The sequence below is a fragment of the Novosphingobium resinovorum genome, assembly GCF_027922145.1.
Lineage (GTDB): Bacteria > Pseudomonadota > Alphaproteobacteria > Sphingomonadales > Sphingomonadaceae > Novosphingobium > Novosphingobium resinovorum.
In genome coordinates, this window is the sequence record NZ_BSFC01000021.1 from 339,040 (window position 1) to 358,343 (window position 19,304).

Genomic DNA, 19,304 nt, shown 5'->3' on the forward strand with positions numbered 1-19,304 from the left:
ACCGGGCTTGATCCCGTTTTTGTCATTTCTTGCGCTCGCCTTGAGCCCTCGCCCTCTTGCGCCCCAATGTCGCGGAGACGGCGGATCGACAGAGTCCGCGCCCGAACTTGCCCGAGAGAGGTTTCATCGATGCACCCCAGGCCCTTCGCCTTCAGCGATGCGCAGCGCCCCGCCCTCGTCATTCCGGCGACGGGAGAGACGGTCAGCTACGGCGAACTGGAAGCCGCCGCCAATCGCGGCGCCCACCTGCTGCGCCACCTCGGCGCGCGGCGCGGCGACGTCGTGGCCCTGCTGATGGACAACGAAAGCGCGATCTTCGACGTCGCCTGGGCCGCGCAGCGCACCGGGCTCTACCTCACCAGCATCTCGACCAAGCTGGGCGCGGCGGACATCGCCTATATCCTGCGCGATTCCGGAGCACGGCTGCTGGTCCACTCCGACCGCCTCGCCCCCCTCGCCGCCGAGGCCCTGCGCGATGCGCCCGGGGTGGAAAGCTACGATGCCGGCCGCTGGCGCAGCGCGATCGCGCACTATCCCGAAACCCCAGTGGCGGACGAAAGCGCGGGCACCGACATGCTCTATTCCTCGGGCACCACGGGCCGTCCCAAGGGCGTGCAGCCGCCGCTGCCGCAAGGCCCGCTGGACGAGACGACGCCGCTGGAAACGATGGGCACCGCGCTCTACGGCATGGGCGAGGACACCGTGTACCTCTCCACCTCGCCGCTCTACCACGCAGCGCCGCTGCGCTGGGCGATGACGATCCATCGGCTCGGCGGCACCGTGGTCATCATGGAGCGCTTCGATGCCGAGGAAGCGCTCGCGCTCATCGAGAGCCACAGCATCACCCACGCGACATGGGTGCCCACGCACTTCGTGCGGTTACTGAAACTCCCGCCCGAAGCGCGCGCGCGGCGCGATCATTCCTCGCTGCGAGCGGTGATCCACGCCGCCGCGCCCTGCCCGGTGCCGGTCAAGCAGGCGATGATCGACTGGTGGGGGCCGATCGTCCACGAGTACTACTCGGGCACCGAATGCTGCGGGATTACCGCGCTGTCCTCGGCCGAGTGGCTGGAGCGGCCCGGCTCGGTCGGCAAGGCGGTGCTGGGCAAAGTGAAGGTGCTGGACCCCGAAGGCCGCGAACTGCCCCCCGGGGAGACCGGCGACGTCTATTTCGCCGATGGGCCATCGTTCGTCTACCACAACGATCCACACAAGACCGCTACAGCCCACAACGACCGGGGCTGGGCGACGCTGGGCGACGTCGGCCACGTCGATGCGGATGGCTATCTGTTCCTCACCGACCGGCGCAGTTTCATGATCATCTCGGGCGGGGTGAACATCTACCCGCAAGAGATCGAAAACCACCTCATCACCCACCCCAAGGTCGCCGACGTGGCGGTGATCGGCGTCCCGCACGAGGAGATGGGCGAATGCGTGCTCGCCGTCGTTCGCGCCGCCGAGGGGGCAACCGCCGGCCCTGCGCTTGCGGAGGAACTTGGCGCCTTCGTCCGCGCCGCGCTGGGCAGCGTGAAGACGCCGAAGACGTTCGAATTCCGCGACGAACTTCCGCGCGAACCCACCGGAAAGCTCATGAAGCGCAAGCTGATCGACGAATTCAAGGCCCGCTGACCGTGCAACGCCTGATCTTCGAAGAGGAGCACGACCTGTTCCGCGCCTCGGCCGCGCGGTTCATGGCCGCCGAAGTCGCTCCCCACGCCGAGCGCTGGCGGCGCGAAGGCATCGTCGAGCGCGAGGTGTACCGCAAGGCGGGGGCCGTCGGACTGCTGTGTCTCTGGGCCGACCCCGCCCACGGCGGCGCGGGCGTGGCGGACCTGCGCTTCGACCAGATCGTCATTGAGGAGAACGTGCGCGGCGGCGAGCCGGGGTTCTACCTGCACCTGCACAGCAATCTCGTCGCCCCCTACATCGCCGCGCTGGGCACGCCGGCCCTGCAGGGCCGGCTGATGCCGCGCGTAGTCTCGGGCGAGACGATCCTGGCCATCGCGATGACCGAGGCAGGCGGCGGCAGCGACCTGCGGGCGATCCGCACCCGCGCCGTCCGGGAGGGCGACGGCTGGCGGCTGACCGGCGCCAAGACCTACATCTCCAACGGCATCCTTGCCGACGCGGTGGTCGTCGCCGCGCGCACGGGAGAGAAGACGCTGGGCCTCTTCATCGTCGAACGCGGCATGGAGGGCTTCGAGCGGGGCGGGAAGCTGGGCAAGATGGGCCTCGCAGCGCAGGATACCGCCGAGCTGTTCTTCAACGACGTACAAGTGCCCGGTGACAACGTGCTCGGCGACCCCGAGGCGGGCCTGCCCGCGCTGATGCGCTTCCTTGCCACCGAGCGGCTGATCGCAGCCATCGCCAGCATCGCGGCGGCACAGACCGCGCTGGCGCTGACGCTGGACTTCGCGGCGACGCGCACCGCTTTCGGACGCCCCGTCGGCCTGTTCCAGCACAACCGTTTCCGCCTTGCCGCGCTGCGCAGCCGGATCGACGCGGCGCAGGCGTGGATCGACCAGCTGGTGCTCCTCGCCAATGCCGCGCGCCTGACGCCCGAGGACGCGGCGGCGGCCAAGCTGGTGGCCAGCGAACTGGAGGGCGAGGCCGCCGACCTGGGGGTCCAGCTCCACGGCGGCGCGGGCTACATGGACGAGTACCGCATCAGCCGCATGTACACCGACGCGCGCATCAGCCGCATCTTCGCCGGATCGAACGAGATCATGCTTGAGATCATCGCACGCGGCATGGGGCTGGACGAACGGGGAGTGCCGTAGTCCGGCAGATCAAGAAACGTCAAAATCGATGCGCATTTTCGACAAGGCATTGCGCGGATTTTGCGTTACCCTGTCCCGATCGAAGAGCAGCACAGCCTGCCGGACCGGGAAAAGGATGACAATGGACGCAATCGCCACGATCGTCTCCATGCAGCGATCGCGAGCCACCGCCCAGGGTGCGCCGCGATGATCGCCGCATGCGACATCGCCTCGCCCAGCACATGGCACGGCGAGGCAATCATTGCCGACACCTTGCGGCGCGGCCCCGAGGTCAGCCTGGAATCAAGCGACGGACGCTGGCGTTTCAGCCGCTGGCGCCAGTTCGTGGGCAGCTATGCCCTGCCCGGTCTGCCCGATCCGCTGTTCGTGGTGCAGCTTGCGGGCAAGGCCAACGTGCGCACCTGGGACCGCGACGGCTGGAGCGACGATGCCGCCTATCCCGGCGCGGCGACCATCGTGCCCGCGACGATGCAGACGCGCTGGCTGGTCGACGGCGAACTGGACGTCATCACGCTCAGCATCGATTCCGACGAACTGCGCTCGGCCTCGGTGCTCGACCAGTTCTCGCGCATGCGCTTCGCCTTCAACGATCCGCTCGGCTCCGCCCTCTCGCGACAGATCCTGGCCGAGCTTTACGAACCAAAATCGGGCGCCCGTGACATCTACGTCGCCTCGCTGATCGACGCGCTGAAGGCGCACATGCTGCGCGGCCCGGCGCGCACGACGGCGGCCGATTTCCCGGTTTCGGCGTTCTCCTCCTACCGCATCCACCACATGATGGATACCATCCGCCGCCATCCCGAGGCGGAGCACAGCCTGGAGAAGATGGCCGCCGACGCCGGAATCACGCCTTCCCACTTGTGCCGCGTATTCCGCAAGGCGACCAACATGACGCCGCACCAGTTCGTGCTCAAGACCCGGCTGGAGCGCGCGCAGCAGATGCTGGCACAGTCCGATGCGCCGATGAACGTGATCGCGGAACTGCTGGGCTTCGGCAGCCAGAGCAGCTTCAACAGGGCATTCCTAAAGTTCTGCGGGGAAACGCCGTCGCGCTATCGTAGCGGAAGAACATCAATTGAGTTGTCATGATGTCATATCAAGCCATCGAGATCCTCGATCGAGGATCTCGATGGTTCGACGCCTTCGCATTGAGATAATAAGATGTATTTAAGCAGAAAAATCAATTTTTTGATAAAAGATTTTATCTGAAAAATGATCGGTGAAATTTAGCTGCACGGTTCCATGCCGTTTCACGCGATGACCAGTACCGAGCGATGAATGAACCGCACGAGGTCTGCATGACTTCGCGCGCCGGTCTTGGCGTAAATCCGCTTGGAATAGGTGCGCGCCGATTCAACCGTCAGGCCCACTTGTCCGGCGGCCTCTGCAATCGACATGCCGCGACTCAACGCCAACGCCAGCCGCGCCTCACTCGGGGTGAGGTCGAACAGTTGGGCTAGTTGATTGCAGCAGTCGGTCGAGGACCAGTTGTCGGCATGGAGGTAGCACACGATCGCCGGCGCCGCCTGTGTCGTTCCCGTCCGCTGCCCGGACGGAAGCATAAGCAGGTCGAGCCACGGTTCACGCGCAAGCACGATCGCCTGTGGCGGCGCTTGTGGGTCAACCGCCAGTTCGCGCACCGCGGCAAGTAGTTGGCGACGCAGCGCCGTGTCATGGGCCGTCAGCTTGCCGTCCCTGCCCCGCGCTATGCGATTACCCGCGTCCAGCATGCGCGAACCATGCGCATCGGCATCGAGAACGCGCCCTTCTCCGTCAAGGGTGAGCCACCCAAAACTCATCCGACGAACCGCTTCTTGCGTGACGGTCGCGGTCATCCGCTCACGCTCCAACGCCACGAAGCTGCCAAGCGCGGCACGCATATACGGCGCCATCGCTTCGAGCAGACGATCGACTTCTGCTTCGAACTCCCTATTGCGCCGGGTCACCGTGATCCAGCTGCTAGTGCCCTCACGTGCGGCAAAGCGGATCATGCGCATATGATTCATGCCGGAAGGTACCAGCAACTGGGTGAGATAGGCGTCATGCGCCGGCTCCCCGAAATGCAACAATTGATCGAGCCGGTACGTGCGCCCCTCCACCATCTCGTGATAAGGCATCGGATCGCGCAGATAGAGGTCCTCGCGATACAGACGCGAAACCGGCGCTGGCGATGGCGCGCCGGAATAGAGGTGGATCACCCGCGCCTCAGGCGTCCCCAGCGGCAGCGGACGGAATACGAGGCTGGCATAATCACCCGCAACCTCCGCCCGCAAGACGTCGAGGAACGCGCGCCAGGGCGGATATTCCACCAGCCCGCCGATCAGCGGGGCGATCAGATGTTCGATCGTCAGGCTCTCTCCGGGCATCGCCTCATCCCCAAATGGGAATTTGCTTCACCCGGTGCCTAGACCACCCATGGTCATCGAACAAAGGGCCGAAAGGCACGCATCGTACCCACGATGCACCGCAAGAGGATGAGCCGATGAATGTGACTATCCGATGAAAGTCCGGCCCGCCGCCTTCCTGCGCACGACCCTGCCGCTCGGCATCGACATGGCGGGCGAGTACGATTCGGGTCGCTACCATTCGATCTGGCTGCCCGATCACATGGTCAGCTTCTGGCCAGATTCGATCTGGACGCCGGAGTTCACCGATCTCGCGATCTCCTCGCCCAGCCCGCACCGACATCTGGACGGTATCGCGGTCAGTGCGGCCACCGCCGTGCTGACGCGGAACACCCCGATCGCGACTACGGTGGTCGATACGGTACGCAGACATCCTTCGCTCCTGGCGCAATCTGCCCTGACCGTAAGCCATCTGTCGAAAGGCCGGTTTATCCTTGGGCTCGGCTCGGGCGAGTTGGAAAACATCGTGCCCTATGGTTTCGATTTCGCGAAGCCGGTCGGCAGGCTGGAAGAGGCTATCAAGGTCATCAAGCTGCTGTGGCACTCGGATGGACCAGTCGATTTCGAAGGCGACTTCTTCCACCTCCACCACGCGCGGATGGACACCGAGCTTTACGAAGGTAAGCCGCCGCCGATCTGGCTGGGAGCCGCAGGGCCGAGAATGCTTGGCATCACCGGGCGCGAGGCGGACGGCTGGTGGCCAGCAGGCTCCTGGACGCCCGAGGACTATGCGGCCAAGCTCAAGCTAATCCTTGACGCAGGCGAGGCGGCAGGGCGGGACATGAGCCAGTTCACCCCGGCGATCACCCAGATGGCGCTAATCGGCGAGCCCGATGAGATCGACGAAATGTTGCGCGCGCCGATGGTCAAATCGATCGTGCTCATGATTACCGCAAAGGATCTGGCGCAGTTTGGCCACGATCACCCGATGGGGCCGGACTGGCGCGGCATCATGGATTTCGACCCCGTAAAGCTCAGCCGCAAAGCCATGTTGAAATTCTGCGACGAGATGAACCCGCAGGCCATCCGCGACATCCTGCCTGTCGGTACACCGAAGGAAGTCGCATTGAGGGTCAAGGGCTTCGCCGATGCCGGGATGCGCGTCTACAAATTGATGGAGTACGGCGCGATGGGCGGCATGAAATTCGCCGCGAGTTCCGCCGCCAAAGTCCGTGAGACCGAGGACGAGATCGCCCGACTGGTGGAAGGCTGAACGGTGGCCCGGCTCGACGCGCAGCAATTGCTGGAAAATGCGATGGCTGAAACTGGCCTGTCCGACTGGGCAGACGACAGCTTCCAGGAGCGCTTCACGCTTGCCGTTGCGCATATACAATCCATTCCGATGGACGAGCCCGGACGGCAGGCGGCGGCAGAAAATATCCGCTGGCTGCTTACCGACCGCCTGCGCTTCTTCGATGACCGCAACAGGTTTCCGCTGGCCGCCGAAGTGATCGAGCGCCCGATGTTCACCAGTGGCGAGCCGCGATCGGGGACCACGCTTATGCACGCGCTCATGTCGGTCGACCCCGATGCCCGGGCATTGCGCTTCGCCGAAGTCATGCACCCCTCGCCACCACCGGGAACAATAGAGGGAGCAGATGCGCGCTATCTCCTTGCCGACGCCGAATGGCGGGAGATCAATGCCAAGATGGCCAAGTGGCTACACTGCCACCCTTATAACGACATGCTCGGCAACGGCCTGCCTGAGGACGAGCGGACCTGGGCCTTCGATTTTCGCGTCATGACGCCGACCGCCTGGTGGCGTGTGCCGATGCAAAACTTGGCCATGGGTCTCCCGACCGATGCACCGGCGCAGTACCGCATCCACAAGGCCATGTTGCAGGCTTTCCAGTACCGTCGCCAGCCGAAATACTGGGTGCTCAAGGGTTTTCACACCACCCGCCTCAAGGCATTTTTCGACACTTATCCCGATGCCACGCTGGTCTGGCTGCACCGCGACCCGGTGATGGTTGCCGCCAGTTCGACGATGATGATGGCGGACATCATGGAAGGCATCGTCGGCCAGATTGATTTGGTAAAGGAAGCTCAGGCACACCTCGAACGTGTGCGCTGGTCAATCGGCCATACCATGAGTGATCCGCTGGTAAACGACCCCCGCATCCATCACGTCCGTTACACCGATTTCGTCGCAGACCCCATCGGCACCTTGCGTGGGTACTACGGCTTCGCGAAACGCGAATTCGGCGCGCGGCAAGAACAGGCCATGCGCGCCTACCTTGCCGATAACCGTGGCGATCGCCACGGCAAGTTCCACTACTCTACACAGGTTCTTGTCGATGCCGGCTATGCGATCGGCGATCTCAATGCCGAGTTCGCCCCGTTCCGCGAGCGATTCGGCGTTCCCGTCGAAGTGCGCGGATAAGGCCGGTGCATCCCCGCATCAGTCTGCATCAGGTGGCTTTCATCGCCGACCCCACGGCGGTATTCCTTGATTTCTGCTGCAGCATCGGCGTGCAGCACTGCACTCTGGCCGCGCCTTGCATGCAGACGAAGGAAAGCCGATCGAGCATCAAACAGAGCCCAGTGAAAGTCGGCTGCATCAACCATCTCTTCGCGGTACACCCGAACCTCGAAAGCGATGACGGCACCGCCGCCGAAAAGCTCCTCGACAGCATCGAGATCGCAAGCGAACTTGGCGCGCCTGCGATCTATCTTCTTACCGGAGGACGCGGCACATTGTCCTGGGACGAGGGCGCAATGCGCTTCGCCGACCTGCTGGCGCCCTGCCGCGATGCTGCGAGAAATGCCGGCATTCGCCTGCTGGTTGAGAATAGCTCCGCGCTCAATGCGGACATTCACATGGCCCATACCCTGCCCGATGCGACCCGCCTTGCCCAAATCGCGGGTATCGGCATCTGCGCGGAACTGCATGCATGTTGGACCGAAGCCGACTTGCACGGCAACCTTGCCCGGGCCATGCCTCTGACTGCGCTCGTCCAGGTCAGCGACTACGTTCTCGGCGATCGTAGCACGCCCTGCCGCGCGGTGCCGGGAGACGGCTCAATCCCGCTCGAGGCCATTCTGCGCGATGTGCTGGATCTCGGATACTCCGGCCTGTTCGACCTCGAACTGGTCGGTCCACGCATCGCGGCCGAGGGTGCGCGCGAAGCCTGTGCGCGTGCCGCCCACTATCTTTCTGACCTGCTCGATAAACTTGGAGCCTGAAATGGCCTGTGGCGATGGACCGGACGACACATCATTGCGTGTGGCATGGGAGAAGTTCTGCAACGACCTCAAGGACGCGGGGCTCGCGACATTCAAGAATGCCAATCCCGCCGATCCGCTGCAGCGGGCCGATGCCTTCCGTTTCCTGACACAGAACCTGGGCCAGGCCTTCGATCTTGCGCTGGAAACCCGCGACCCCGCATTCCCTCAGATTCACCCCTTCGTCACGCCGACCCGAAAGCTTGGCGGCGACCTTGCCGACTTCACCTATCGTCAGGCATGGATCGACGGAAGCCGGACCTATCGCATCACCGGCCGCAAGGGCAGCGCACGCTGGCTCAACGTGACCGTCCAAGGCCCTCGCCCGGCCACGATCCCCGATACTGACTGGCCATCACTTCACGAGCCCTTCGGCGACATTCCCCAATGCAACATCCTTGGGTCACAGATCAAAGGCGATGCCCAGGGCGACTTCGAACTGTTCGTTGGCGGTGCTCCACGGCCATGCAATTGGCTCCCCACCACTGCCGGCAGTCGCAAGTTGTTCATTCGCGAGGCTTTCGACGACTGGGACGAAACGCCCACAACCCTCACCATCGAAGCCCTCGACATGGCAGGGGCAAGGCCGCTCCCCACGCCGGGGCGTATGATCGAGGCGATGGAATGGGCTGGAACGTTCATCAATGGCGTGATGCGCGACTGGCCCGAACATGCATGGCAAACATCGCACGGGGTATGCGATCCAAACGCGCTCAATGCGTTTCCTTCAGGCCGGATCGCCAACGATGCTACTGACGTGAAGCGCGGGCGCATGGCCGCGCACATGGTCTGGAAACTGGAACCGGACGAAGCGCTTATCGTCGAGATGGACATGCACCCCGGCTTCTGGATTTTCGGCATGGGGGGCGCCTTCATGGGCTCGATGGATTTCCTGTACCGGCCGGTCAGCTACACGCCCGGCCGCACGCACATCGATACCGACGGAGTTGTGCGCCTGGTGCTCGCTCACGACGATCCGGGCGTCCATAACTGGCTGGACACCCAGGGCTTCCGCGAGGGCAACCTGACGTACCGCAACCTGCTTACGCAGGACGCTGCGCAGTTTCGTACAAAGCTCGTCGCACGCGAAAACCTGTTGGACCACCTTCCCGGCGATACAGCACACGTCACTCCCGCCGAGCGCGAGAAGATGCGGCGTGATCGCTACCGTGCAATCAAACGTCGCTACGGTATCTGACGGTCTCGCATCAGTCGCTGCACGGTACGCAATCCGGAGGGTTTCAAGTGCAATCTTGATTTGGTCAGGTTTGTTCTCCTGAACCCTAGCATCATTCATCGGCCCGGAAGACGCCTTTGACTGCGACAAAACTGTCCCCGAAGCAGCTGCCGATCAGCAGGTCGTCGTCAGCCTGCACCGCCACCGTAGCAGCATTGAGCGGCGCGCCGGTGTGAGCAAAGATGCGTTGCGCCGTCATCGCCTTTACATCGATCTCGTAGACTTCCGAGGGCACCGGGCAGGGCGCTGCAGGATCAACGAAGCACGCCATCGGCTTCGGTCCGGCCGCAACACCTCCCACAAGCAAGCGCCCGGCCATCGTCCATGATGCGTTATCGGGGTTCGGCACCGCCACAGTCGCGACCACCTGTCCGCTGGCGAGGTCGAGTTTGCGCACGTCACCGCCCTGGCTTGCCGTATTGATATAGGCGTATCGGCCGGCATGATCGACCTGCACTCCGTTAGGCATCGGAGTATCGCTTCCAGGCTGGCGCGCGATCATGCTGCCCGGTGACCAACGCCACAGAAAACCTGTGTTCTCGCCTTTGGCGGCACGACTGGCGGCCTCGCGCGTCGCCGCGCTGTTGCCCATGTGCATCGTCGATACGAGAAACCCTCCGCCCGGCAGGGCCGCAACGTCATTCAGATGGCTGGAAGCGGGCGCGACGACGCAGCCACGCCACCGCGCGAACCATCGCTTGCCCCTCGGCAGAAGTTCCAGGAACTCCACCGACTCCCGGCTTCCGTGATTGACGACGAGAAGCTGCCACGCGCCGTCCTGCCGACGCGAGAGGTGGATACCGTGGGGCAGCAACGCCTTCCCGATTTCCTGCGTACACGCCGGATCACCCCAGCCCAGCCGCCCTCGAGCCGTCGAGGCAGCAGGATAGAGCGGCGTGACCATACCGTTCTCAAGATCGACCAGCTTCAATACACCCGGCTGCGGCTCTATGCCCGTGGGCCCAGCCTTCAGGTGCATGTCGCTGGCAATTACACTGTGCGTCCCGGGGATAGGCTCAAGATCCTCGGGGAAAGGAACGCCGCAATAAGGCCTCAGTTCGCCCGTGAGTTTACATGGCTCAGGGGATGCGGAAGCGGCATGCCCGGGCGTAGCTGATGACACGTTAGAAAACAGGGCGGTAAGGATGCCCGCCGCAAGGACTAAACATCTGATATAGTCCATGAAATCTCCAGTTTCATAGGAAAAGACGGCTCGCCGATCAGCGATGCGACGAGCCGATTCCTCCCCAGGAATGCCATTAATGTGAAAGCAAAAGGCGCGACCTCTCAGCCCGCCAGCGATGTTGCTTCGTGCACGTCATCATCCAGCAAAGGCAGTAGATCGGCCGGCACCTGCAAGTTTTCACGCAACGTGCGCCCTTCGTATTCGGTACGAAACAACCCTCGTCGCTGGAGTTCGGGAACGACCCTTTCAATAAATTCCTCGAAAGACACCGGATTGACCGCCGGCATGATGTTGAAGCCATCGCACGCGCCACCCTCGAACCAGTGCTGCAGTTCGTCGGTGACATCCTTGACCGTTCCGATCACCGCAAAATGCGCGTTGGAGGCGGAAGAGCGGATAAGCACCTCCCGCAAGGTCAGGCCCTCCCGCTTTGCGGCCTCGACGTGATGCCGTCCCCGGCTGATGACCGATTCCGGCGGAACATCGGGGAACGGTGCATCGAGATCGTGGCCGCTCAGATCATAGGCCTTCAGGGCCAGCTGGAGTCTTGCTCGTGCCGCACGCAGATCGATGCGGGTGTCGAGTTCCGCCCACTTGTCCTGCGCTTCCTCGCGCGTTTCGCCGACCACGACGAGCGCACCGGGCATGACCTTGACGTGGTCCGGGTTGCGGCCCCAGGCAGCCGCGCGGCGGCGGATGTCGTCGCGAAACGCTTGCGCCTGCTCGAACGTCGATTGCGCGGTGAAGATAGCTTCCGCCACGCGCGAGGCCATCGCCCGCCCTTCCTCGGACTGACCCGCCTGGATCAGCAGCGGTCGGCCCTGCGCCGAGGCGACGCCCTTGAGCGGCCCCCGCACCCGATAATGCCGGCCGACGTGGTTGATCAGGTGGATGCGGTCGAGGTCCTTGTAGGCACCGCCCTCCTTGTCGCGCGGATAGGCGCCCGGCTCCACGCTGTCCCAGAGCTTGAGCACGACGTCGACGAATTCCTCGCCCCGAGCGTAGCGCTGCTCCTGCGGCACGAAAGTTTGGTCGGCATATTGCGCGGCATCGTCGGGAGAAATGCCGGTAACGATGTTCCAGCCCACGCGGCCGCCGCTGATCCGGTCGAGCGAAAGGATTTCGCGCGCCGCATCGTAAGGCGGACGATAGGACGTGGCGATCGTCGCTGCGAGGCCCAGGTGCGTGGTGTGCGCAGACAGCGCCGCCAGCAAGGTCATCGGCTCGAAATTGTCGCCGCCGCTGATGTACCGGAAGACATCCGGGTTTTCCGCGTCGCTGGGCGAGGCGGTGTCGGCGATGAACATCATGTCGAATTTCGCCGCCTCCAGCTTGCGCGCAAGCTCGACCCAGCGGGAGAAGTCATGGCCGAACGCATTGTCGGCATCCGGATGGCGCCATCCCGCCTGATGGTAGCTGCCCCCGCAGAAGGCGCCCAGCTTCATGTGTCCTTTGTTGGTCTTCATGTCGAAACACCGCTCCCGATCGTTAAGGCCGGACTAGGCCACTTCAGTCCGGACGGTCCAACAAACCCGCCGTGCCGGACGTCCAACCACACCTGCAATTCGTCTGCCGCCCCATCGTCAGGCGCGCAGGACGACGGCGGAGGGGTCATGGAAGAAGCTGCCGATGGAGATCAGCGCTGCGCTTGCCCCGGGCACCTGCCTTTCGCCCAGATCGCCGCGCAGTTGCCGTGCAGCCTCCGCATAGAGATTGGCGCCGCCCGCCCGGCCATGCGAAAGTCCGCCACCGCCGGTCATGACCGGCACGCGGCCGTCCAGCATCAGCAGGTTGCGCGAGGCATCCCACGAGGACCGGAAAAGGTCTGTCGCCTCTCCGATGCCGCAATATCCCGCCGCCTCGGTGATCGCGACCGCGTCCATCGTGTACCCGTCGTAGGGGTAGAACAGGTCGATGTCGGCGAGCGAGAGTTCGCTGCGCTCCCACAGTCCGCGATGGGCGACCTGAAACGAATTGTCGCGCCAGCCCGCGAAATTCTCGTAATATTCACCGATCCGGGTGCCACCAAGCGACATGGCGTGGACATAAACCGGCTTCCTGCGCAAGTCGCGGGCACGCTCCGCAGTGGTTATGACCAGCGCCTCGGCGCAGTCGCACGGCACGTCCATGTCGGCGATCTGCATCGGATCCCAGATCGTGCGGCTCGCCTCGTAGTCGGCCAGCGACAGCGGATGTCTCAGTATCGCCTCGGGGTTGGCCGTCCCTTGAGTGCGGCAGTTCACCGCCATCATCGCGAATGCGTTCTTGCCCACGCCAAAATCGTGCATGTACCGGCGCATGATCGCGGCATAGGGCTCGCCCGAATGAATCCAGCGCTTGGCGAAGTCGCCGAGCCCGACATCGCCGCCGACGTCGGCATACCGCGCCGCCCTTGCCCGGTACGGGTCGCGCGCGGCGGAGCGGGACATGTTCGCGCCGCGCACGTTCGCCTGGACCAGCAGCGCCATGTCGCAAAGGCCGGAAAACACGGCCTCCACGGTGAAGACCAGCGCCGATCCGAGCCAGCCGTTCTTGCCCCATGTGCAGCGTTCGATCCCCAACGCGCCCTGCAGGCTGAGGAAGCCCGCGCCTCCCATCGCCAGCGGAGTCATGCCGGTGCCGCAAATGCCGTCGACCTCCCCGGGGCTTATTCCAGCGTCGCGGATGGCGGCGACGGCCGCCTCCAGCCCCAGCGCCAGTTCGCTGCGTCCGAGGTCGCGCCCGTACCGGGTCGAGCCGATGCCGACGATCGCCACTTTGTCCCTGAGCGGATTACGCGCCATCGCGTCAGCCCATGTCCAGCGGCGTGAAGGCGGGCCAGCGACGGCCCTCCTCCTCGATCCAGGTGAGCTGCACCGGCATGTCGTGCCGCAGCCGTTCGGGCGGGCACCCGACCACGCGCGAAAGATAGCGCAGGCCGGGTTGCTCTACGAGTTCGATCGCCGCGGCCAGCAACGGGGTCGCCAACGGCTTGTCTGGATCACGCGACTGGTGGATCAGCGTCCACATGTAGAGCCTGCCGAGCCCGCTCACCTCCGCAGGCTCCACCGAGAAGCTGAGGCATTCCGGACAGAGGGGGCGGTGAGGGTAGATCCAGTGGCCGCACTCGTTGCAGCGATTGACCAGCAACCGGCTGCGCATCAGCCCGCGATAATGCGCGATGTTGTCCCGGTCGACATGGCCGTCGTGGAAATACGCAAAGACCGCAGGGTCGTCAGGCTCGGTCACCGGTAGCCTCCGTGCGAAAGACCGCCACTTTGCCATTGCTCGCGGCGATCCAGTCGATGGCGACCGGCATGCCGATTGCGACCGTATCCGGATCGGCATCGACGAGGACGGAAACGAGACGCACACCGGGCGCGTCGTCGAACTCCACGAGCGTCGGCATCCGCACCTTCGTCGCCTCCCCGGAGATCGGCAGAATAGTGAAGGTATGGATCCGCGCCTGTCCGGTCGGCCTCCATTCGACCTCTTGTGTGCGACAGCTCGGGCAGAAAGGCCCGGCGGGCCAACGGAAGGCGCCGCAATGGAGGCAAGCGGGCATCCGCACCTCGCCCTGCTCCCCCCACTGCCAGAACGGTTCTGACCAGGCATCGCGAGCAATCTCCAGCGCCGCGAAATCGGGCGTGATGCTGAGCCTCATGGTTCGCTCCTCAGGATCGCGGCGGTCATCGGCGTCGGCGCGGGACCACCGGTGACGAGCGCCGTGCGCGCACCCTGCACCTGGTTCACCGCCGTGCCGCGCAACTGCTCCACCGCCTCGCGGATATGCGTCATGCCCACGACGTAGGCTTCCGACAGGTGGCCGCCGTGCGGGTTCACCGGGATCGCCCCGTCAAGCCGGATCGCGCCGCTTTCGACGAACGGCCCGCCCTCGCCTCTGGCGCAGAACCCGAAATCCTCAAGCTGCATAATCACCAGCGGCGAGAAATGGTCGTAGAGGCAGGCCACGTCGATGTCCGCAGGCGTCATGCCGGTAAGCTGGTAGAGCCGCTCGGCCACCTTCACGCCGCCCGCCGAGACGAAAGCCTCAGGCGTCTGTCCCAGCCAGAAGAAGGCCCTGCCCCAGTCGCAGCTGCCATGCTGCGCGGCCCCGGCGATGTAGACCGGCGGTTGCGGCCGGTCGCGTGCCCGATCGGCTGCGGTGACGACGAAGGCCAGCGCGCCATCGGTCTCGAGGCAGAAGTCGAACTTGCACATCGGATCGGCCAGCATCGGCGCTGCCATGTACTCGTCCATCGAGAGCGGCTTGCGGCGGAACGCGGTCTCGCGGGTCGCGGCCGCCGCGCGGGACGCCATGACGACTTCAGCGAAAGCCTCGCGCCGGGTGCCGAACTCGTGCATGTGCCGCCTTGCCGACAGCGCGAGCGCCTGACCGGGGCCGTTCAGACCGGCGATACGGTGGAAGATGTTGTCCGGGCTCGCCGCGAAGTTGCCGAGCGCCTGGCCGACCCGCCGCCCGACCTGCTGCGTCGCCCCGATGCACACCACGTTGCGCGCCCGGCCCGTCGAGACGGCCATGTCGGCAAGGTCGAGCATCCCCGCCATGCCGCCGCCGAACGCGGAGACGCAATGCGCGAAGGTCACGTTCTTCAGGCCCAGTTGCTCGATGATCATGCCGGTGTCGAAACCGAAAGCGAAGAAAGCCAGACCGTCGACATCGTCGATGTGCAGCCCGGCATCGGCTACGGCGGCCAGCACCGCCTTGTCGATCAGTTCCAGCACCGCCTGCGGCGCGCTCTCGCCGCGGAAATAGTAGGGCGTCGCCCCGCTGCCGACGATCGCGGATTGCGCTTTCCTGCCCATGTCACTGCATCTCCAGAGCAGGCACCGTGCGGGACGAGGGATCGTCCCCGGCATGACTGCCGGGCGCCGTCCTCCCGCGCGGCAGCATCAGGAACACGAGGCTGCCCAGAGCGATCGCGCAGGCCACGACCATCAGGAACGGCGCGAAGCTGTCACTGGTGCGCAGCAGCACGCTCAACAGCAAGGCCCCGAGCGCGGAGGCCGCGAAAACCCCGCAGTAGACGAGGCTGAGCGTCGTGCTGAATATCCTTAGCGGGAAATACCGCGCGACGAGGAACGACTGGAGATCGCCTTCGGCGCCGACCGCGAAGCCCACCATGAACATCGCCGCTCCGATCACGACGGTGGTGTCCACAGAACTGGCCAACAACGCATATCCCAGCGCCGGCGGCAGCATCGAGATCGCCGCGACGACCGGGGCCGAGAACCGGTCCAGCGCCAGTCCGCAGCCGACCCGCCCGATCACGGTGCCAAGCCCGTAGATCGAGATCATCCCCGCCACCACTCCGCTGCCGAGATGATTGTCGTGCAGCATCAGCGCCATCTGCGAACTGTGCAGCGGCGTCTGCAGGGTACACAGCAGCATCGCGACGAAGATCATCCAGAACGGACCACTGCGCAGGATCGCCCCGTAGTCCGCCCGCACCGTGGCGACGTGGACACGCGCACCTGCAACACCGTCCCGGTCGTGAGGCGGCACGAGCGCCAGCGCCGTCAGTCCGCAGACCAGTACGAACACCGCCAGCGTGCGATAGCCGACCCGCCACCCCCAGGCGTCGATCACCGCCGTCAGCAAGGGGGCGGCGATCGCCCCAAGCAAGGCGGGCGCGATCGTCACGAACGTCAGCGCGAGGCCGCGCGCCTTGTCGAAATCGGCCGCGATCAGGCGGGTGTAGACCACCGGGCTGGTAAAGCTGCCCAGCGCCAGGATCATGCAGGATATTGCGAAGTAGGTGGGGAAGCTGCCGCTCATGAAGCTGTAGGCGCTCAGGCAGGCAGGGATGCCCAGCACGCCCACCAGCGCGGTGCGCCGCACGCCGAAGCGGTCGGTCAGGCGGCCGATGAACGGCAACGCGATCAGCGTCGAGAACATCGCCAGCCCGATCAGCGCGAACTGTGATCGCGACCAGCCGAACGTGCGGACCAGATATGGCCCGAAGATCGTCGTGGTATAGCTCATCAGCATGAGCCCGCCGCCCGACCCCAGGGCGGCGGCCGCCAGCGATCGGGCATTGCGCCGGATCTCGCCGAAGTAGCTTGCGGGCACCGCCTCCATCAGCGGCTGCCGATGGCGAAGCGGGCGGTCAGGCCGATCTCGCGCTGCGGAGTCAGGGAGATGATGCGGTAGCGGCTTGCCGGAGTGACACCGCCTACCACCGACGCTCCGCTCACCGGAGCCGTGGCCCCTCGCGAAAGCACCTTGTCGGTATCGAACAGGTTCTTGGCGTAGAAGCCTACGTCCCATGCACCATCGTCCGCGCGTACACCGGCGTAGAAATTGACGAGCGCGTAGGCCGAAATGTCGTCGATCGGGTTCACCGGATCGTTGCGCGACTTGCCGTAGAAGCTGGCAAGGCCACGGAGATAACCATCGATTCCGGAACCGATCGGCGCGATATACTCGGACTGCACGGTGGCCGTGAACGGCGCGTTCGGCCCGGCTCGCAGCCCGTCGACCTGACAGACGGAGACCTGCTCACCACCCGAAGCATCGAGAATCTGCGCCGCCGTGGGGACGCCCGCATAGGGATTGCAGGGGATCGTCGCGTTGTCGATCGTGCCCTTGGCGTAGCTCATCGTCGCGCCGATGTCCCAGCCGCGCATGGGGGTGCCGGACACTTCCAGTTCGGCGCCGTTGACCTTGGCCGGAACGCCCACCGTCAGCGCGGTGATCTGGCGTACACCGACGGAACCGCCGACATCGGCGATGTAGAAGATGCTCGGCGCCGCATAGGCGAAGTTGTCGAAGGTCTGGTGGAACACCGTTGCATTGATCCGCAGACGACCGCCCAGCCACTGCGATTTCACGCCCAGTTCGTAGGACTTGGACTTCTCCGGATCCGGATAATACAGGCTGGCGAGCAGCCCGTAAGGTTGCGACTGATCGCGCAATTGCACGGGATTGGACCCGGAGCCCGGCCGCCAGGATGTGCCGAAGCTGGCATAGGCCATCAGGTCACGGGTGAAGTTGTGCTTGATCGATGCCGAATAGATCGTCGCGTGCAGAGTGCGGTCTTCGTCAGCCGCGGGAACCGGCACGCCCCGGGTCACGAGGCTTCCCTCGGAATGATAGCGGATGCGGCGGATGCCCCCTGAAACCTCGGTGCCCTCGCCCAGATGCGCAGTCACGTTGCCGAAGAAGGATCGCTCGAACGAACTGCCGACGCGCTCGACCGGAGTGCGGTTCAGCAGAAGAGGCCGCGCCGTGCTCCCGGCGAAAACAGGCGTCTGAACCTCGAGGTTCGTCGGATTGTAGAGCTTGTTCCACAAGGCCCCGACGACGTAGTCGAAGATGCCGAGAACGCGCTGGTCCGACGACAGCCGCAGTTCATGGTTGGTCTGCTTCGCATTGGTGCTGGAATTCTGACCGGCGCCGAGAAAATCCTCCGGTGCCGTCGCAGGCAGCGCGGCGCCGAGGTCGTTGGGCTGCAGCGATCGGTACTTCTGCTTGTTGTGCGAGCCGAGATAGTTCAGCGACTGCCCGAATATCTGCCAGTGGGCGGCCCAGTTCCAGACCGTGAAGCTCTGACGATAGGTGTAGGGCGTATACATGACCGAGGTGCGATCGTCCGGCGTCAGCGCAACCGGCGCCGCAGGTGCGGCCGGGTCGATGTAGTCGAGCGATTCCGCCGGCAGGAAAGAGACGGCCTTGCGGATGGTCTGGGTGTAGCTGCCGTCAAGCGTCAGCCCGTCGATCGGCTCCGCGCGGACGGACAGGCGCCCTCCCTGCGTGCGGCGGCTGGGCTTCGCATCGTCGTTGATGCTGTGGATGCGGTTGTCGTCGGTCTCGTCCATGACCCCCGCAAGGCGGATCGCCAGACGGTCCTGAACCAGCGGGATGTTGAGCGCCGCCTGCCCGTTGACGTCGCCCCATGTGTTCACCGTGGCGATCATCGTCGCACCGACTTCGGACAATTCGGGCTTGTGGGTGGTCACGGTGATCGATCCCGATGGCGAGGCGCGGCCGCGCAACGTCCCCTGCGGGCCGCGCAGCACCTCGATCTGGCCGACGTCGAACATCGACTGGAACAGGATCGCCGCCGTGATCGGCGCATCGTTCATGTAGAATTCGATGGTGCCGTTGTTGCCGCTAGCGTTCACGTCAAAGGCAACGCCGCGCAGCGTAGCGCGGGTGGCGACGCCATTGGGCTCCTGCCCCAGAGACAGCCCGGGCACGAGCGCTTGGATCTCACGGAATTCACGCAGGTTGAGTTTCTGGATCTCCTGCCCGGTCACCGCCTGCACGGTCAGCGGCACGTCCTGCAGCGACTCTTCGCGGCGGCGGGCCGTGACGATGATGTCCGCGCTGATGTCGGTCGCCTGCTGCGACTGGGCTTCCTGCGCGGCGGCTTGCTGCACCTGCGACGCCGCACACAGGGCAAGCAAGCTTGCTCCCGCGATGGCCGTTTCCTTCAAGCTCGTCATCCGTTCCTCCCTCGTTATTT

The 19,304-nt window shown here is 64.7% G+C and carries 17 protein-coding genes; 7 read left to right on the top strand and 10 right to left on the bottom strand.

Annotated features, from left to right (window positions below; translation table 11 throughout):
• Window positions 1-129: 129 nt before the first annotated feature.
• Both PKE80_RS13950 and PKE80_RS13955 read left to right on the top strand, forming a co-directional pair.
• Entirely contained in the window at window positions 130-1,629 is a 1,500-nt protein-coding gene (locus tag PKE80_RS13950) for an acyl-CoA synthetase (RefSeq protein ID WP_271182998.1), read from the top strand.
• A 2-nt stretch (window positions 1,630-1,631) separates the two neighbouring features.
• Window positions 1,632-2,780: an acyl-CoA dehydrogenase family protein gene (locus PKE80_RS13955; protein WP_271182999.1), complete on the top strand. Its 1,149-nt coding sequence runs from the start codon at window positions 1,632-1,634 to the stop codon at window positions 2,778-2,780.
• 9 nt (window positions 2,781-2,789) lie between these two features.
• On the opposite strand, the gene PKE80_RS13960 is transcribed toward PKE80_RS13955, so the two are convergent.
• On the bottom strand, window positions 2,790-2,930 hold the full coding sequence (locus PKE80_RS13960) for a hypothetical protein (RefSeq protein ID WP_271183000.1): 141 nt from the start codon (window positions 2,928-2,930) through the stop codon (window positions 2,790-2,792).
• A gap of 36 nt (window positions 2,931-2,966) precedes the next feature.
• Here PKE80_RS13960 and PKE80_RS13965 point away from each other — a divergent pair, with 36 nt between their 5' ends.
• Entirely contained in the window at window positions 2,967-3,869 is a 903-nt protein-coding gene (locus PKE80_RS13965; RefSeq protein WP_271183001.1) for a helix-turn-helix domain-containing protein, read from the top strand.
• A 161-nt stretch (window positions 3,870-4,030) separates the two neighbouring features.
• On the opposite strand, the gene PKE80_RS13970 is transcribed toward PKE80_RS13965, so the two are convergent.
• Window positions 4,031-5,146 carry a helix-turn-helix transcriptional regulator gene (locus PKE80_RS13970; protein ID WP_271183002.1) on the bottom strand — a complete coding sequence of 372 codons (1,116 nt, stop codon included), beginning with the start codon at window positions 5,144-5,146 and terminating at the stop codon, window positions 4,031-4,033.
• 133 nt (window positions 5,147-5,279) lie between these two features.
• Here PKE80_RS13970 and PKE80_RS13975 point away from each other — a divergent pair, with 133 nt between their 5' ends.
• From PKE80_RS13975 to PKE80_RS13990, 4 genes are all read left to right on the top strand, one after another.
• Complete coding sequence (locus PKE80_RS13975; protein ID WP_271183003.1) at window positions 5,280-6,398, top strand: LLM class flavin-dependent oxidoreductase; 1,119 nt, start codon at window positions 5,280-5,282, stop codon at window positions 6,396-6,398.
• Between the two features lie 3 nt (window positions 6,399-6,401).
• Window positions 6,402-7,568 (top strand): sulfotransferase family protein, encoded by a 1,167-nt coding sequence (locus PKE80_RS13980; RefSeq protein WP_271183004.1) that lies wholly within the window; start codon window positions 6,402-6,404, stop codon window positions 7,566-7,568.
• Between the two features lie 161 nt (window positions 7,569-7,729).
• On the top strand, window positions 7,730-8,371 hold the full coding sequence (locus tag PKE80_RS13985) for a sugar phosphate isomerase/epimerase family protein (RefSeq protein WP_271183005.1): 642 nt from the start codon (window positions 7,730-7,732) through the stop codon (window positions 8,369-8,371).
• Window positions 8,319-9,608, top strand: coding sequence for a hypothetical protein (locus tag PKE80_RS13990; RefSeq protein WP_271183006.1), 1,290 nt, complete (start codon window positions 8,319-8,321; stop codon window positions 9,606-9,608). The genes PKE80_RS13985 and PKE80_RS13990 overlap by 53 nt, the downstream gene beginning before the upstream one ends.
• 91 nt (window positions 9,609-9,699) lie before the next feature.
• Here PKE80_RS13990 and PKE80_RS13995 read toward each other — a convergent pair whose 3' ends face one another.
• The 8 genes from PKE80_RS13995 to PKE80_RS14030 all read right to left on the bottom strand — a co-directional run bounded on the left by PKE80_RS13995 (window position 9,700) and on the right by PKE80_RS14030 (window position 19,284).
• Window positions 9,700-10,830: an SMP-30/gluconolactonase/LRE family protein gene (locus tag PKE80_RS13995; protein WP_430099199.1), complete on the bottom strand. Its 1,131-nt coding sequence runs from the start codon at window positions 10,828-10,830 to the stop codon at window positions 9,700-9,702.
• Window positions 10,831-10,934: 104 nt separating this feature from the next.
• Window positions 10,935-12,299 carry an LLM class flavin-dependent oxidoreductase gene (locus PKE80_RS14000; protein WP_271183008.1) on the bottom strand — a complete coding sequence of 455 codons (1,365 nt, stop codon included), beginning with the start codon at window positions 12,297-12,299 and terminating at the stop codon, window positions 10,935-10,937.
• A 117-nt stretch (window positions 12,300-12,416) separates the two neighbouring features.
• The gene (locus PKE80_RS14005) at window positions 12,417-13,616 is read right to left on the bottom strand and encodes a thiolase family protein (RefSeq protein ID WP_271183009.1); all 1,200 of its coding nucleotides are present in this window, start codon (window positions 13,614-13,616) and stop codon (window positions 12,417-12,419) included.
• 4 nt (window positions 13,617-13,620) lie between these two features.
• Entirely contained in the window at window positions 13,621-14,061 is a 441-nt protein-coding gene (locus tag PKE80_RS14010; RefSeq protein ID WP_271183010.1) for a Zn-ribbon domain-containing OB-fold protein, read from the bottom strand.
• Window positions 14,048-14,476, bottom strand: coding sequence for a Zn-ribbon domain-containing OB-fold protein (locus PKE80_RS14015; RefSeq protein ID WP_271183011.1), 429 nt, complete (start codon window positions 14,474-14,476; stop codon window positions 14,048-14,050). Before PKE80_RS14015 ends, PKE80_RS14010 begins: the two co-directional genes overlap by 14 nt.
• The gene (locus tag PKE80_RS14020) at window positions 14,473-15,639 is read right to left on the bottom strand and encodes a thiolase C-terminal domain-containing protein (protein WP_271183012.1); all 1,167 of its coding nucleotides are present in this window, start codon (window positions 15,637-15,639) and stop codon (window positions 14,473-14,475) included. The genes PKE80_RS14015 and PKE80_RS14020 overlap by 4 nt, the downstream gene beginning before the upstream one ends.
• Before the next feature lies 1 nt (window position 15,640).
• On the bottom strand, window positions 15,641-16,915 hold the full coding sequence (locus tag PKE80_RS14025; protein WP_271183013.1) for an MFS transporter: 1,275 nt from the start codon (window positions 16,913-16,915) through the stop codon (window positions 15,641-15,643).
• Entirely contained in the window at window positions 16,915-19,284 is a 2,370-nt protein-coding gene (locus tag PKE80_RS14030; RefSeq protein ID WP_271183014.1) for a TonB-dependent receptor, read from the bottom strand. The genes PKE80_RS14025 and PKE80_RS14030 overlap by 1 nt, the downstream gene beginning before the upstream one ends.
• Between the last annotated feature and the right edge of the window lie 20 nt (window positions 19,285-19,304).

What these genes read in the sequence shown, in the direction of transcription:
- PKE80_RS14030 (WP_271183014.1), bottom strand. Translation starts at nt 19,284, where the DNA reads ATGACGAGCTTGAAGGAAACGGCCATCGCGGGAGCAAGCTTGCTTGCC.
- PKE80_RS13995 (WP_430099199.1), bottom strand. Translation starts at nt 10,830, where the DNA reads ATGGACTATATCAGATGTTTAGTCCTTGCGGCGGGCATCCTTACCGCC.
- PKE80_RS13950 (WP_271182998.1), top strand. Translation starts at nt 130, where the DNA reads ATGCACCCCAGGCCCTTCGCCTTCAGCGATGCGCAGCGCCCCGCCCTC.
- PKE80_RS14015 (WP_271183011.1), bottom strand. Translation starts at nt 14,476, where the DNA reads ATGAGGCTCAGCATCACGCCCGATTTCGCGGCGCTGGAGATTGCTCGC.
- PKE80_RS14000 (WP_271183008.1), bottom strand. Translation starts at nt 12,299, where the DNA reads ATGAAGACCAACAAAGGACACATGAAGCTGGGCGCCTTCTGCGGGGGC.
- PKE80_RS13960 (WP_271183000.1), bottom strand. Translation starts at nt 2,930, where the DNA reads ATGGAGACGATCGTGGCGATTGCGTCCATTGTCATCCTTTTCCCGGTC.
- PKE80_RS13975 (WP_271183003.1), top strand. Translation starts at nt 5,280, where the DNA reads ATGAAAGTCCGGCCCGCCGCCTTCCTGCGCACGACCCTGCCGCTCGGC.
- PKE80_RS13970 (WP_271183002.1), bottom strand. Translation starts at nt 5,146, where the DNA reads ATGCCCGGAGAGAGCCTGACGATCGAACATCTGATCGCCCCGCTGATC.
- PKE80_RS14020 (WP_271183012.1), bottom strand. Translation starts at nt 15,639, where the DNA reads ATGGGCAGGAAAGCGCAATCCGCGATCGTCGGCAGCGGGGCGACGCCC.
- PKE80_RS14025 (WP_271183013.1), bottom strand. Translation starts at nt 16,915, where the DNA reads ATGGAGGCGGTGCCCGCAAGCTACTTCGGCGAGATCCGGCGCAATGCC.
- PKE80_RS14005 (WP_271183009.1), bottom strand. Translation starts at nt 13,616, where the DNA reads ATGGCGCGTAATCCGCTCAGGGACAAAGTGGCGATCGTCGGCATCGGC.
- PKE80_RS13965 (WP_271183001.1), top strand. Translation starts at nt 2,967, where the DNA reads ATGATCGCCGCATGCGACATCGCCTCGCCCAGCACATGGCACGGCGAG.